Genomic DNA, 15,177 nt, shown 5'->3' with positions numbered 1-15,177 from the left:
TATGTACTCGCTTTTCGCATTCACCGACGATTACTCTTTTTTTAATATAAAAAATTGATGCTTTGGATTTTCTGGTGGATAATAAGTTTTTTCAACCTTGAAGCCGGTGCGGCTTATTGCTTCCGTCACCTTCTTTAAGCCGTATCCTCTCTTTCCTATTTCCCAGTAATGCTCTCCTTCAAACTTGTGTTTAAAAGGGTAGTCGACTTTCGCGGCGAACTCCCTTTTGGGAAGAAAGGGAATTATTTTAAATCCGAAATACAAATTTGTTAGGCTTATATGGGGAAGTGTAATGATTGCCTTTTTTCTCGTCACCCGATGTATTTCTTTAAGAGATTTTTTAAACTCCCTGAAAGGTAAATGCTCAAGAACTTCAGCACAAAGGACTGTATCAAAACTTCCTTTCTTGAAAGGTAGCTTCGTTACGCTTGCTACTACGTCGGGTTTCAACCTTTCATCAAAATCGCATGTTTTTACGATTATTCCAACTTTTTTAAGATAATCAGAAACAATTTTGTTGCCTACTCCAATTTCCAGAGCCTCTCGAGGATTCTGGCTAATTACTTCTTTTATCTGATACCAATAACTTATCCATCTTGCCTTTGTGTCATATTTTAAATTGAAATAATGATCTTTTTTAACTTGCAGACTGAAGGTTTTAGGTGATCTCATTCTAGATTGTTGATGCGACCAAATTCACCAATAGAAGAAATGACATAGTCCTGATCGCTCAGGGAAAGTGTCGGATAAAGCGGCAGCGTTAAAAGGGTTTTCCAGACTTTCTCCGTTACCGGCACGTCTGCTTTTAAATTGTTTTTGACGTAATAGCTAAAATAATGAATCGGCATATAATGGACGCCTGTCGATATTTTTCTTTCTTTCAAAAAAATATTCAAGTCATCGCGATGAAGAGTTTTTATAACGTAATTATGAGTTGCGCTTTTTGTCCAGGGTTTTGTTAGCGGTGTTTTGATCCAAGAAAGTTTACTTAAAAACTTATTGTATCTTGCTGCTAATTTTTGCCTTTTGGCGTTGGTGCTTTTTAATTTTTTCAGCTGTACGAGGCCAATTGCTGCTGCTATATCATTCATGTGGTATTTATAGCCCAAATCGGTAACGTCGTAATACCATCCATATTGTCTATAACCCTTGTCGCTAATTAGTTCTTCACGCTCCCAGGTTCCTTTATCGATGCCTACCCATCTAAGATTTTTTATCTTGTCTGCAATTTTCTGATCGTTCGTGGTAATCATTCCTCCATCGCCTGTTGCTAAGTTTTTTACTGCATGGAAAGAAAAGCAGGTTATTGTCGATAAACTACCGATTTTTTTCCCCTTGTATTCGGATCCAGTGGCATGGCTGGCGTCTTCGACAACAAATAATTTATGCTTCCGGGCTATTGAGTGGATTTTGTCCAGGTCAGTGGCATGGCCTCCGAAATGAACCGGAATTACTGCTTTACTCTTTTCGGTTATTTTCCTTTCAAGATCATCAGGATCCATGCAAAGTGTATCTTCGTCGACATCCACGAAGACAGGTTTCGCACCAACATATAAGGCCGCATGTGCGGTAGATACGAAGGTTAACGATGGGACAAGAACTTCGTCCCCCTTCCCGACTTTTAATGCAAGCATACTTAAATGAAGGGCAGCCGTTGCTGAAGAAAGACCTATTGCGTATCTTGCATCAACAAATTTTGCAAATTTTTCTTCCAATTCCTCGGTTTTGGGGCCAAGACCAATCCATCCACTTTTAAGTACTTGTGAAACCGCATCGATTTCCTCCTGGCCCATTGCAGGTCTAAACACCGGCAGAACTGACAGGGTTGAAACTCTGCTTTTGCTATAAGTCGGCATCGTTGAATTGTAATATACGCTTGCTGAAAGGACCAAGTTTTGTCTCTTTGGACATTACTATCACCTTTTGTCCTTTGATAATTTTTCCTGATCCTACTTTAAAATTTGATTTTTTATATAAATTCAATGCCGAAATATTGCGCGCCAAAACTTCAAGATTTAACTTTTTTAAATTAAGCTCCCCAAAAGCAATTTCTTCAACTTTTTTTAAAAGAATTACCCCATAGCCTTTATGGCGGTATTGTTTTTTAATTACGAATCTTCCTATTTTCGCTTCTCCTTTTACTGCGTCTGTATCATATATTGATCCTGCACCGATTGGCTCCTTGTCTTTTTCGAGTATAAAAACCCAATCGTTGTTGTTACTTTTATATTTCTCGAACCACTTTTTTTGGTCTTCCCTTGAGATAAGACCTTGCGACAAGAATGATCTTCTGTTTTCATTTCGTAGTTTTCTTAGAAATTCAAGGTGCTTTTTGGATAAAGGTATTAATTGCACTTTTTCGCTTACTCTTTCTACTACGTTTTCTAATTCTTTACCATATTGGTAAGTTGTGTATCGTTTTTTGAGAATTATCGCGTTTTTAACCAGTTTCTTTTGAAGTTTACTGTTGTTGATTAGTTCCTTAATATTTTTTGCCAAAGCCGTCGCGTTTTGGGGCGGAACCAAAACCGCATTGAAATTTGTCTTTAAGGGGTAATGAGAGATGCCGCTGACGGCGCTTATTATTATTGGTCGTGAACTTTGTAGAGAATCCGTAAATGTCATTTGTCCTGTTGATTTTCTTATCTCTTTTAGGGGTATTACGATTACCTCCGCTTTGCGATACCATTTTGCAACTTCTTCGTATGGTATTTCATAAAGAACTTTTACGTTTTTGGGTATTTTAAAATTTACAATATTTTCCTTTCTGCAAATAATGATGACTCGAAGGCTTTTTAGTGAGTTTGCGCAAGCCAAAAGAAGCTCATAATCTCGCGCTCTATCTTTGCCAACGGCGACCACAGTATTTTTTATTGATTTAATTTTTGAGAATCTTGACTGATTGAAGAATTTCCCGTCTGAACCCATTGGGGTAAACGTGCATATGGCAGGATTGTAGACTCCAAGATTGATAAGTTTTTCTTTTTCAGCGGGAGAATGATACAAGATTTGATCAGCCGAACTTATTATCCATTTATAAAATGCGGAAAATAGACTTGGAGATTTTCTCTCGATACTTTTTTCTAGTCCGCCTTCGACATAAAAGAGGCCCACGGCGTAAATTAAAGGCGTTCTTATAACCCCTATCTTTTTTAAGAAACACAAGGGTAAAGCTACACCATCTGTGTTGGCGATTACGATATCACTTTTTGCAATCCAGGGTAAGAGTACTATGATTCGTACTAATTTAAAATCGATTTCAATTTGCTTCAAAAAAAGTCCGTTTATTGGAAATAGAAAAAAGTTTAAAATTTTTTCCGAAAGGCGGGGGGTGTCTTTAAAGTAGGCGTTGTGACCATATTTTCTTAAATGATTTATTGCGTAAAGGGCATTATCGGGGGATTTTCTATTTTTAACTTCAACCTCGAGAGATTTTCTATTTGACGGGTATATAAATAAGATTTTCATGTCGCAGCGTTTTTTATTGTGCTTATTTCTATTTTTATTAAATTTTTTAAGTCGTAATTTTTCTCAATAAACCCTCTGGCGTTTTTACCTAGTTTTAGACGTACAGAAGGGTTTGTGATGAGATATTTAATTTTCTTGGAAAGACTTTCGGAATCTACTTTTGCAAGAAGACCATTATTTTTGTTTTTTATTATTTCTCTTATTCCCATGACATTTGTTCCGATTGGAGGTATTGAGCAGCTCATAGCCTCTAAGAGAGACTTAGGGCTGCCTTCGATGAGGGAGGGGAGAACAAAAATATCTGCTTTATTATACAAGGAAGGGAGTCTTGTATTTTCAAGGCGATCGATTATTTTTAGATTTACTTTTTGTTTTTTTGCATCTTGTATTAGCTTCTTTTTCAGTTTACCTGAACCGACTATAACCAGTTCGACATTCAGTCCCTTAATTGCTTTAATTAAGCTCTCAAAATTTTTTTGGCTTTCAAGTCTGCCGATTGTCAGTATCATGTTTCCTTTTTTCTTGACCTTTTGTGGTTTGTAAAACTCCGTGTCTACGCCATTTGGTAAAAATATCTCTTTTTTGGTACCCGTTGAAATTTCTTTTGATGCTACAAAGATTTTGTTTGCAAAAAACTTAGCGAAGGGTTCGACAAGGGTAAAAAAAAGTATCTGAGGATATTTTCTTTCAAGACGCGCAACCTTTTTATAGTCATAGGCATAATTAAAAACAAAAGGGATATTGTAGATGATCTTTGAAATTATAGCGGGCGGTGTTGCGGAAATATGGTACGTTCTTATAACTGTGCACGTTTTAATTGTGTTCCTTTCTAGGATAGGTAAAAGCAGGGCATAAATATATCTTGGCAGTGAAAATTTGTTTTTGATCACGAAAACATTGTCTGGTAACCCTTTTACTTTTTCGTTAGAGTAAGAGAATATGTAGACAAGATCAAAATTCTGCGAGAAAGCTTTAAGATAAAATTTTCTGAACTGACTTCCTTGTCCTCGCTTGTCCATGTCTTCAAAACTCTCTCCCGTCGATAAGAATATTGCCAAATTCATGCCGTAAGGCTTTTGTAGAGCTTTAAGTATTTTCCGGTTACATCTTTTTGAAACTTATCTTTCATGCCAGGCAAGTCTTTAGTGATATTCCTAACGTAGTATTTATTATGTTTAATCACGCTTTCAATACCTCTTCTAAGGTCTTTTTTCGTGGGCCTTACAATAATTCCCCATCTTTTACTCAATATTTCCGGAAAAGCGCCTACATTTGTCGCCACCACGGGCGTTTTTTGAGAAAGCGCTTCTATCGCAACCCTTCCAAACGGCTCAGGCCATACTGAGGGGGCCACCAACACTTTTGAAGAAGCAATTTCATCGAGAAGTTTATCGTGGTTAATTTGACCAAGTACTGTTACACTTTTGGCTTTTTCAGCCATTTGATCGATTTCAGGTCTGAGAGGCCCATCTCCAACAAATACAAACCGGTAGCCAGGATTACTTTTTATAAGATCGGGAAGTATAGAAATTAAAAGGCTTAAACCCTTTCCTTGAGTAAATCTTCCCGCATATATAATTTTATTTTCCTTAGTTGAACTTTTTTTATTTTTAAAATCCGTTGAGTTTCCAATGACGCTCATTACATCTATGCCGTTTTTTTCAAATATTCTTTTTTGTATATTTGAAAGTGACACAACTTTGGCTTTATAGGTTGAGAGCTTTAATATATTTCGAGATGCCCTTCCCCAGAACGCATATACGAGATTGACTAAAAATATAGTGACGTTTTTGTTTGTGACGTAGTTACTGTAATATTTTTTAAAATCATCAAAAAAATAGTCTTTTAAATTACATGCCTTTTGGCCCCGCCATAGGCACAGTCCATAGTTGCATATGACTTGGTAGTCTCTTATTGTTACGACGAGGGGTAGGTGAAGAAAGATATTTGCGAGTCTTGTTGGAGGAAGCATATATTTTCCATTGACATGGATTATGTCAAAATTTTCATTTTTTAGAAAGGTAAATGTGTAGTACATGCTCCATACTATCCAGAGTGGATTCGTAAAGAAAAAATTTCCGGGGATACTGTCTTTTGTCTTTATTTTCTTATAAATGGGAAATCTTTTAATTTTTACACCTCCCATTCTCTCAAACGGTTTACTTCCGAAATTTGGTGTAATGATTGTGATATCGTGTCCAAGTTTGTTGAGGTCTTTCGCTAGATAATATGTACTCCATTCGGACCCTCCTGTAGCAAACGGTATGAAATGCTCAATTAAAAAAGCTGTTTTCATATTATTTTTGCGCGACTATTTCGAATCCGCTGGCGTCTATATTTTGTCTATTGGCCTTTTGTTGTCTCCAATTTGAAATTTTTCTGTACGCGGAAATCGAAAACCCTCCGATTATGTCGTAAAATCCTCTAAATGGAGTGTCTACCTTTCCGTAAGAAAATTCTATTATTTTGAACTTGTGTTTTTGGAGCAAGTCTTTGATTTGTTTCTCGCTGAACTCTATTTTGTGGTCGGGGTCGGAAAAGGAATTGGTACCCGCTTTTCTTTGAAGCTTTTTCCAAGAAGTTTCACTGTTTGGCACGCCCAAAAAAAGTAATCCTTTAGGTTTAAGCACTCTGTGAATTTCTTTCAAGATCTGGTCACGACTATTCAGATGCTCTAGAACGTCGAGAAAAATTATTTTTTCAAAAGAATTATTTTTGAACTTAAGTTTGTTTTCGAGATCACCTTTTTTAAACGATACATTTTTAGCTTTTTCTATTGATGCGGATTTTGTTGCAATTAAAATCAGTTGCTTATCTTTTTCGACACCGATTACTTTTTTCGCAACCCTTGCCGCCTTAATCGCGCTTTGACCTATGCCACTTCCTAGGTCAAGGACAATATCGCTGCTTGAGAGTTTTTTTGTGTACCAAGGGTCTTGGTTTAAGAAATGTTTAGGATGAATATTAACTTTTGATTTTCCTGTAATTTTAGTTAATCTGACAGAAATTGCGCTCCCTAATTCAATTTTTTTTAAGGAATTTACATACAGCTTGAGTAAAAATCTCATGGGTGGCATGAAGTTATTTCCTTAGCTCTATTACTGTATTCCAGCAAAAATACCTAAGTGGAGGAATAAGGGAAAGGGCTATTTTATCCAGAAAAATTAATGAGCCAAGGATAAGCTTTAGTGGGCCCGTAACCCTTAAGATTTTCCTCCAGTACCTTTGCTCATTCGGACTTACTCTGGAAACTATGAAGAACCAAACAAATATTAAAAGAGTGAGCATCTCATATTCACTATGTTTAACGTGAGGAAATACTGTTTTTAGCTTGTTGATATCGCCAAAACCTAAAGGGTTTTCGGTGGGAGTTCTTACTTCATTCGCAATTCTTCTATATACATTAATAACGGGGTTGTATTTAAGGGGTTCAACAAACGCGGCCCTGCCGCCTTTTTTTAAGACTCTTTTTATTTCTTTCCCAGCTTCCATAAGTTGAACGTGGTGAAGTACCCCGTTGCCGAATACGTAATCAAAGTAATTGTCCTTAAATTTTAGATCCTCTGCAGCCATTTGTTTAAAGTTGCAGTTTTTAGAAACCTTGTACTTGGTTGCCAATTTTTTTGCTAATTCGATGGACTCAGAAGAGATATCGATAGCGTCGACTTTTGCGCCCTTCGTTGCCCAATAAACTGCTGTTTCGCCAAATCCACACCCCAAGTCCAGCACTCGTTTCCCCTCTAGGTCGCCGAACATTTTTTCGGCGCTACGGTTTTCTTGAGCGGCGAGAGAAAAGTTTTCCTCCACATTTAAATCTTCCAATTTGACTGAGGAGGCGTATTTATCGTGGAAAAGTTCCTCAATAGTCTGTTTTTGGGTTTTTCTAGATTTTGGCATTTCTTTTTATTCCGACTGTTGACCTTATGATGTATAAAGGTCTTTTCTTCACCTCTTCATATATCCGGCCCAAATATTCCCCTATGATACCAATTGTGATGAGTTGAATACTACCTAAAAACAGCATCAAAACTATAGTTGAAGGCCAACCCTTAACTGTAGTTCCACCGGCCGTTAAAATTAGGGTATAAAAAATGAATCCGATCGCGCCCGTTGCTGTTGCTATTCCTAAGAAGGAGGCGATCCTTAAAGGGAAGAACGAAAAAGAGAGTAAGGCGTCAACTCCAAGTTTTACCATTGATAAAGTAGAGTATTTGGATTTACCGGAATATCTTCTTGCTCTTTTAAATTGAACGGCGGTTTGGTCGAAGCCTACCCAGCTTATCATTCCCCTTAAGAACCTCTGATATTCTCTAGTCACTTTAAGTACTTCTATAACGTTTTTAGAAATCAGTCTAAAATCTCCTACGTTATCGGGGATCTTGGTGCCAGAAAGTAAATTAATCAAACTGTAAAATGCCCGTGCCGTCCATAATTTAAAATAGCTTTCGCCTTCTCTTTTTAGTCTTTTGCCGTAAACGACATCGTAACCTTCTTGCCATTTCTTAATCATTTTTGGAATAACAGTTGGCGGATCCTGCAAGTCTGCATCCATTATTATGGCTGCGTCTCCACCTGCCATATCAACCCCACAAGTGATGGCTATTTGATGGCCAAAATTTCTCGACAAATTTACAAGTTTTACGCTTTTATCTTTTTCCCTTAGTTTATTTATAATTTCCGCTGAACGATCTGTTGAACCATCGTTGATGAAAATGAATTCTCTGTTAAATCCTTCAACATTTTTTATGACCTCTTTATAAAGAACTGGAATATTCTTTTCTTCATTTAAAATAGGAATAACGATGGATATTGTTTTTTTTGTGGAAGCTTTCACAAGAATTTTCTAAGAGTGTCGGAAGGCAGGTGTGAAAACAATTATATTTAAGTTGTTCTAAATTAGCAATCGATTGAATACCCTTTCATGTGCATTTATTGTTTTCTTCCAGTTAAATTCTTTTAATCTTTTTTGATAGGCTTCCTTACCCATTTTGTTTGCGAGTTTTTTATCGCCTAGGATTTTTATTAGGGCCCTGCACCAGGCGTCGACGTCGCTTTGTTCACAAATAAATCCATTTATTCCATTGTCGATAGCTTCTCTTGCTGAATGTGAATTATTCATAATAACCGGCTTTGCGCAAGCCATCGCTTCCAAGGGGGCAAGTGCGAACCCTTCGTCCAACGATGGGTGAACGAAAACATCAGCCAAGTTATGGAATTTATTCTTTTCTGGCCCAAACTTAGGAGTAATGAACCTTATGTCTGAAGAGAGATTTAAAGAGATCGCTCTTTTTTTAATTTCACTTTTGAGAGGACCTTCTCCCCAATAAACGAGCGCAACATTTTTGTTTGTTTTTTTAATTTCACTTAGAACTTTAAGTAGGAAAAGTGGGTTTTTCCGTTCGTTAAAAAAACCCATATACATCAATACAAATTTATTTTCTAAATTCAATTTCTTTAATAGTTTTTTGCCTTTTTCAGTCGGCTTGAGGTAACGAGGAGTTCCGTTGTGAACTACTGTAATTTTGTTTTTTTCGACGTTATAAGTTTTTATAATAAGATTTTTGACATTTTCGCTGTCGCAAATAATATGGTCCCATAAATTGTTAAAAAACTTAGACGCGAAGGGCATTTCTGTCTCTCTGAATTGATGAATCGTGGCAACGAGTTTTACATCTCTTTTGAAAAACTTGAATAGGGAAGCGCAAAGGCCTAAAAATTGCGGCTGATGGATTCTTAGAATATTAAACTTCTTTTCTTGGTATGTTTTAAATAAGGGAGGCAAGTAAAGGAGATTTGCCGCGATGGCGGGGAAGTGGGTAATTGGTAAATAATATATATGCCAATTCTTAATGCCTTTGTCGTGGGCTTTTCCTTTGGGGAGAATAATTGTTGTCTCCACTCCCCTTCTCGCCAGACCTAATAGAACTTCCCTGTCAAACACTTCTCCGCCCAAAGTGGATTTGTTCGAAAGTCCTAGTTGTGGGGAACAAATTTTTAGCTTATTTGGCATGTTTTTAAAATACCTTCCTTAAAATTTGTCTTTGGCTTAAAACCCAAACTTTTTATTTTTCTAATGTCTGAAATGTAGCTTCCTGTTTCGACACTTTGAAAATTTTTAGGCCAGGGCTTGTAGGTAACTCTTCCCTTCCCTACTGTTTTTGTTATTAGTTTCGCCATTGATTTTATTTGTATTCCTTTTCCAAAACCAAGATTGTAGATTTCCCCCGATGTTTTTCGGTCAAATGAGAGCACGAAAGCGTCGACTAGGTCGTGTATAAATATATAATCTCTTTCTTGGTCCCCTTTACCGTAAATGGTTAGTTCTTTGTCCTTTTTCGCTTGATCAATAAAGTAGTTGATCAAGTTATATCCAGGAAAGGACGAGCTCTTATGAGGACCGTAGACGTTAGAAGTTCTGAAAATTGTCACGTCAAGGTTATAGTTCATATGATAGACGAGGGCAAGTTGAGTGGCCGCAAGCTTAGATAACCCGTAAATTGAAATTGGAATTGTTGGATGATTTTCGTCAACCGGTAGATATTTGGGTATACCATACTCTAGCCGGGAACCTGAAAGAATTAGTTTTGTATTTGGTGAGTACTTAATGAGAAGTTCCAGGAGACTTGCGAATGAAAATGTATTGAGGCTTAAGCATTTAATTTTTTCTTGATTACTTTTTTCGCTGCCGGAAAACCCCGCTAAATGATAAATATAATCGTATTTCCTTTTTACAAATTTTTTTAAATCGTTTGGGTCTTCCAGATTGTTACCATTTACTAAGTCGAAATTATCTACAGTTGCACCTAACTCTTCTAATTTCTGTAAAAGATGCGTGCCAATGAAACCTGACCCTCCTGTTATCAGCACTTTTCTATTTTTAAGATTCATGCGACTTTTAAGAATTTTGCAATTCGGACTTTAATAGGGAGAGGAATAAGGTAAACCATTAAAGTTTTTTTTATAACTGTCAATATGTATAGCCGTCCAAAATAACCTTTTTGGAGTGCCTTTCGCTTGATTCTAAGATCTGTCAAGTCCATTTGTCGGAAATGCTGACGGGAACGTCTTTTATTTCCGAGTCTCCAAAGCAATAACTTTTGACCAATATTAGCCATTTGGAATTTTTCTTTTGCTCTAACAAGTAATTCGTAGTCTTCTGCCATGTCGAACCTGATATCATAACCTTTTGTTTTTTCGTAAAACTCTGTCCGCGCTAACCACGTCGGATGTATGAGCGGAGGGTACCAGCCTAAAGCTTTTTTAATTTCTTTGTCATTTTTAGGATATTTCTTTTCCCCTACTGTTCTCCCTTCCTCGTTTATAAGCTCGGCCCATGAGCCACACAAATCGACTTTCGGATTTTTTATTAGAAAATTAAGCTGAGTTTCTAATCTTTTGGGTAAACTGATGTCGTCAGCATCCATTCTAGCTATATACTCTCCCTTTGCTACTTTTAGGGCCTTATTTAAAGACGTGGCAAGACCTAAGTTTTTTGAATTCTTGATTAGTTTGATTCTTTTATCATGAACTGATTTTAAGTATTTCAGACTTTTGTCAGTTGACGCGTCGTCGACAATTATGAACTCAAAGTTTTTGTATGTCTGGCTTAATATGCTTTTTACCGCTTCTTTGAGATAAGGCATGCCATTGTGAACCGACATGATGACGCTAACTTGCGGTTTTTGTGAGGCTCTCATATACTTTTAGTGTTTCTTGAGCTGATTTTTCCCACGAGAAATTTTTCTTCACAAAATTATAACCGCTTTCCCCTATTTTATTTAAGTTTTTACTCTTAAGAGCTTTTATTATTTTTTTTGCGATTTGTCGATAGTCTGTCGGGTCCTCTATTAAAAACCCATTTACATTTTCTTTGATCAGGTATGCACAATCACCCGTTTTTGTAACGACGGCTGGAGTTTTGCTCGCCCATGCTTCGAGGAGTGAGAGCGGTTGACCTTCGTAAATTGAGGGCAGTACGAATAAGTGACTCGATTTGTAAAGTTTTATGAGTTCCCTTCCTGTTTTTTGTCCTGTCATTTTTACGTTGTTTTTAAGACCTATTTTGTTAATCAGGTCTTTTAATTCTTTTTCTTGAGGTCCAGCGCCTACGATTATGAGTGTAATCTTGGGAAATTTTTTTTTAACTTCTACCATTGCTTTAACGAGGTTGATTAAGTTTTTTTGAGGGTGGAGCCTGCCGACAAAAATTAAGGTTTTTTCTTTTGATTTTTTTGTTCTATCGAAGACTTGAGTATTTACCCCATTCGGTATGTAAGAAATTTTTTTGTTTTTATTTCTAATCTTAAAAAAATCTCTTGAAACTGTAATTTGCATATCGTATTTAATTTGAGTGAGGATAAATCTTTCGATCCAAAGTTTAAGCCTGCTATTTAGATTACTCCCTAGAGCAGTCCCGTGAACGGTGAAAACCGAAGGTTTAGCGTAGAAAACGGATAAAAGACGAGCTGTTATCCCTGGGAGGAAAGCATGAGCGTGAACGAGATCGTAATTACCTGCCCTGATGAACCTAAAAGAGCTAATTAAAAACATCAGTTTGGAAAAACTGTCAAAAGGTTTTGTTCGAGAACCCAGCTTGTAAACATTTAAATTCTTAGGATATTTGAATCCCTCTTTTCCGTTATTTCTGGTGATTATGTCAATCTTTATTCCTCTTCCGGCGAGTATTTTCGAAATCTCGAGAGCATTAATTTGACCGCCTCCCATGTGAGGAAACCAGGTATCAATTATTACGGCTACTTTCATAGACTGATTTATATAACTTTTCTGTGGAATTTGATATGTCGCTCCAATCGTAGGACTGTGAGAGAGATAAGGCTTGTACACTTTTCTTGTTGTAGATTTTCTTATCGGAAATTAGTAATTTCAATTTTTTGGAGAAAGAAATAGGGTTGTTTGGATCTACAAGGAATCCTCCTCGTCCGTTTTTTGTTATTTCTTTTTGAATCGGAATATTTGAATTAACGTAAGGAAGTCCTGCCGCTGCTGCCTCGATTGTCGCTATTCCGAATCCTTCAACGTAGCTTGGTAGACAGAAGATGTGTGATTTTTTAATTAGTGTGACTAGATCTTTTCTCGACAGATTGGAATAGAGTCTCACTTTCTTTTCAATTTTTAGATTTTTAGAAAGATCTTTGAGTTCCTTCTCTTGAGGACCCGATCCTACTATTATTAATTGTGCTTTTGGGATGCTTAAGGTGAGGTGAGCAAACGCTAACAAGAGGGTTCTTATATTCTTATATTTTGATAGCCTCGCAATTGTTATGATTGTAGGATTTGGGAACTTGATTGCCTTAGATTTAAATTCTTTTAAATCCACACCGCAATATATTGTATGGGCCTCGCTTTTTATTATTTTTTTAATTTTGTTCGCGGTTTCTTTTGAGATTGCAATGTACGCGTCGAAACCTCTTGCAAGGTTGACCCTCTCGAGCACCTCTCCAAAAATGCCCATTATCCCGGCATTTTTGATCCAAGATCCTATCCAAACATCAGGATACCAGGCAATTGATGGAATTTTTTTATTCCGTGCCACTTCTTTAGCAATGAAGTGTGTAATAAAATTTGTCCCTTCTACTATGTCAGCTTGTTGTTTTTTCCCTTCTTTAATTGCTTCTCTAATAAAAGCGATGCGCTGAAGTAGGTCTCCTGTCACGGGCGAGTAACGTCTCTTTGGTCCAACTCTTAAAACATTCATACTAAATAGTTTCTCTTTGGCCTTTGCTCTTTCGAGATTGCTCGTGATTATTGTTACATTGTGTTTTTTGGAGAGATTTTTTGCAACAAAAAAATTTCTTGCCTCAACACCCCCGGAAAATTTTATATCTTTCCTTGTTGGAAAAAATTCGGAGACGATGAGTATTTTCATTTTTATTTCCTTTTCGAGGAGGTTTTTTGCTTCGAGGGACTTTCCTGGAGAGCGATTTGACGGATTAGATAGGTTATTTCGTGACGAAGGTCTTCTATCATGACGTAAATTCTAAAAACAAGGTAAAAAAGTAGCGTCAATGAGATGTAAACAATCACATCAACTCCCCTGCCGACTCCGAAAACCGCAGCTATATTTGTTGTAGTTTTTGGCATTAATATCCCAATTAATGCTCCGATCCAGATTATTGACCAAAAAATCGCGACGCGGGTTGAAATGACTTTGTCTCTATGCCTGAATAGAACCCTAGAAAACGCGAAGAGGGTGAATGCGAGTAAGAATATTTGAATTGTCGTTAGCATAATAATTTAGGGCAATTTTACCAATTTATCTTGCTAGTCTTATTAAAGACTTCAAAAAGACTGGAATTGCGTTTGTGTTTTTTTGGCCCTTTCTCCTTGAATATTGTGTATAAATTGCTGACACTGGTACTTCTTTAACTTTGAGGTTGTTTCTTTTTGCTTCAAGTAAGATTTCGGATGAAAACTCCATTCTGTCTGCTTTGAAATCTATGTGCGCCAAAGCCTTTTTAGAAAAGGCTCTAAGGCCCGACTGCGAATCTGTACTATACACACCGAATAAAAGAAGGGTAACAAAGTTGGCGAGCCAATTAATAATAAAGCGGTCGAAGGGAACATTCTGTTTCTTTCTAAACCGAGACCCGATGGCAACGTCTGCTTTTTTGGAGATTATTGGTTCTATAATTTTGTTAATGTCTTTTGGATTGTGTTGTCCGTCTGCGTCGAAGGTAACTGCAATATCAGCGCCGTTTTTTTGAGCCCAATGCATACCTGTTTTGATGGCGGCGCCTAAGCCTCTGTTTATTAGGTGGCGGATAACATGAACCCTTGCTCTTCTAGCTTCCTGGAATGTATTGTCGCTTGAACCATCGTCCACAACAAGAACTTCTACTTTTGTAGATCCATTTATTTTTTTGGGCAGGGATTTTAAAACTTTGAATATAACGGGCGACTCATTAAGAGCCGGGACGATTATGACTGCCTTCACTCTTCACGATTTGGCAACGATAAATATTCCAACTAACATTATAGCCATACCAACAAAACGCATAAGCGAAACATCTTCATTTAAAAATTTTATCGATCCGAGTGTCGTCATCAAAAATACTATTGAAGCGAAGATGGGGTACGATTTGGAAAGATCATTGAAGCTGAGGACTCTTAACCAAATTAAAAAGGAAAGGCCATAAAGAGCCAGGCCTATTACAATATAGGGACTAACAGCAGCTTTTGTCAGCTCGAGAAATAACCTTGCTTTATCTCCACTGACTCCACCAATTGATAACACTCCTTTTTTAAGAAGAACATTTGCGGTCACATTTAATATGACGCTGACAACAAGAAGTTGGTAAAAACCCATATGATCTCAAAATAATAGCATAAGTGGTTTTAATTAAGCTACCCAAAAGCCTTGTGAAAATCGAGATAGGGTATACAGGGAAAGAAGAATGAAGACCGAAGCTATGAGGATTTTAATATGTTTGTTCCTAATTTGAGCGAGAACAATAAAAATCGGAAAGGCAATTAGAATATACCTGGGCATTGAGGCAAGAGTACCCGTAAGGGTCGGAGTTAAAACGGCAATAAAGCTAAAGACTATCCATTCGGTTTTTTTCACCTTTTTTATCGCAATGATTAATGCTCCAAGCGCAAAAAGGGTTGAGAATAGTTCAAAAAGGGCGATTTGTAAAGTTTGGCCGCTGGTGGTACTGGCGATCTTTAAGTACCTGTAAAGCACTTGTG

The 15,177-nt window shown here is 37.0% G+C and carries 17 protein-coding genes; all 17 read right to left on the bottom strand.

What is annotated here, in order from left to right; all coding sequences use genetic code 11:
- Positions 1-30: 30 nt before the first annotated feature.
- On the bottom strand, positions 31-672 hold the full coding sequence (locus tag NUV69_04070) for a class I SAM-dependent methyltransferase (protein MCR4324833.1): 642 nt from the start codon (positions 670-672) through the stop codon (positions 31-33).
- Entirely contained in the window at positions 669-1,856 is a 1,188-nt protein-coding gene (locus tag NUV69_04065; protein MCR4324832.1) for a DegT/DnrJ/EryC1/StrS family aminotransferase, read from the bottom strand. Before NUV69_04065 ends, NUV69_04070 begins: the two co-directional genes overlap by 4 nt.
- A complete protein-coding gene (locus NUV69_04060; GenBank protein MCR4324831.1) occupies positions 1,843-3,468 on the bottom strand; it encodes a GNAT family N-acetyltransferase in 1,626 nt (541 codons plus the stop codon). The genes NUV69_04065 and NUV69_04060 overlap by 14 nt, the downstream gene beginning before the upstream one ends.
- Entirely contained in the window at positions 3,465-4,532 is a 1,068-nt protein-coding gene (locus NUV69_04055; GenBank protein ID MCR4324830.1) for a glycosyltransferase family 4 protein, read from the bottom strand. Before NUV69_04055 ends, NUV69_04060 begins: the two co-directional genes overlap by 4 nt.
- Positions 4,529-5,764, bottom strand: a complete 1,236-nt coding sequence (locus tag NUV69_04050) for a glycosyltransferase family 4 protein (protein MCR4324829.1) — start codon at positions 5,762-5,764, stop codon at positions 4,529-4,531. The genes NUV69_04055 and NUV69_04050 overlap by 4 nt, the downstream gene beginning before the upstream one ends.
- A 1-nt stretch (position 5,765) precedes the next feature.
- Positions 5,766-6,536 (bottom strand): class I SAM-dependent methyltransferase, encoded by a 771-nt coding sequence (locus NUV69_04045; GenBank protein MCR4324828.1) that lies wholly within the window; start codon positions 6,534-6,536, stop codon positions 5,766-5,768.
- Positions 6,537-6,549: 13 nt separating this feature from the next.
- Positions 6,550-7,365, bottom strand: coding sequence for a class I SAM-dependent methyltransferase (locus NUV69_04040; protein MCR4324827.1), 816 nt, complete (start codon positions 7,363-7,365; stop codon positions 6,550-6,552).
- Positions 7,352-8,302 (bottom strand): glycosyltransferase family 2 protein, encoded by a 951-nt coding sequence (locus tag NUV69_04035; protein ID MCR4324826.1) that lies wholly within the window; start codon positions 8,300-8,302, stop codon positions 7,352-7,354. The genes NUV69_04040 and NUV69_04035 overlap by 14 nt, the downstream gene beginning before the upstream one ends.
- A 57-nt stretch (positions 8,303-8,359) precedes the next feature.
- A complete protein-coding gene (locus NUV69_04030) occupies positions 8,360-9,478 on the bottom strand; it encodes a glycosyltransferase family 4 protein (protein MCR4324825.1) in 1,119 nt (372 codons plus the stop codon).
- On the bottom strand, positions 9,463-10,356 hold the full coding sequence (locus NUV69_04025; protein ID MCR4324824.1) for an NAD-dependent epimerase/dehydratase family protein: 894 nt from the start codon (positions 10,354-10,356) through the stop codon (positions 9,463-9,465). The genes NUV69_04030 and NUV69_04025 overlap by 16 nt, the downstream gene beginning before the upstream one ends.
- Positions 10,353-11,165, bottom strand: coding sequence for a glycosyltransferase (locus NUV69_04020; GenBank protein MCR4324823.1), 813 nt, complete (start codon positions 11,163-11,165; stop codon positions 10,353-10,355). The genes NUV69_04025 and NUV69_04020 overlap by 4 nt, the downstream gene beginning before the upstream one ends.
- Positions 11,137-12,231, bottom strand: coding sequence for a glycosyltransferase family 4 protein (locus NUV69_04015; GenBank protein MCR4324822.1), 1,095 nt, complete (start codon positions 12,229-12,231; stop codon positions 11,137-11,139). The genes NUV69_04020 and NUV69_04015 overlap by 29 nt, the downstream gene beginning before the upstream one ends.
- A complete protein-coding gene (locus NUV69_04010) occupies positions 12,209-13,354 on the bottom strand; it encodes a glycosyltransferase family 4 protein (GenBank protein MCR4324821.1) in 1,146 nt (381 codons plus the stop codon). The genes NUV69_04015 and NUV69_04010 overlap by 23 nt, the downstream gene beginning before the upstream one ends.
- 2 nt (positions 13,355-13,356) lie before the next feature.
- The gene (locus tag NUV69_04005) at positions 13,357-13,716 is read right to left on the bottom strand and encodes a DUF2304 family protein (GenBank protein ID MCR4324820.1); all 360 of its coding nucleotides are present in this window, start codon (positions 13,714-13,716) and stop codon (positions 13,357-13,359) included.
- A gap of 25 nt (positions 13,717-13,741) precedes the next feature.
- Positions 13,742-14,422, bottom strand: coding sequence for a glycosyltransferase family 2 protein (locus NUV69_04000; GenBank protein MCR4324819.1), 681 nt, complete (start codon positions 14,420-14,422; stop codon positions 13,742-13,744).
- Between the two features lie 3 nt (positions 14,423-14,425).
- Complete coding sequence (locus NUV69_03995; protein ID MCR4324818.1) at positions 14,426-14,794, bottom strand: SMR family transporter; 369 nt, start codon at positions 14,792-14,794, stop codon at positions 14,426-14,428.
- 33 nt (positions 14,795-14,827) lie between these two features.
- Positions 14,828-15,177: hypothetical protein (locus NUV69_03990; protein ID MCR4324817.1), on the bottom strand; the 350-nt coding region annotated here is incomplete at its 5' end.

The sequence above is a fragment of the Candidatus Curtissbacteria bacterium genome, from assembly GCA_024654445.1.
Classification (GTDB): Bacteria; Patescibacteriota; Microgenomatia; order Curtissbacterales; family GWA2-41-24; genus JANLHP01.
Note: the sequence above shows the minus strand (reverse complement) of the source record. Positions and strands in the feature narration are given on the sequence as shown.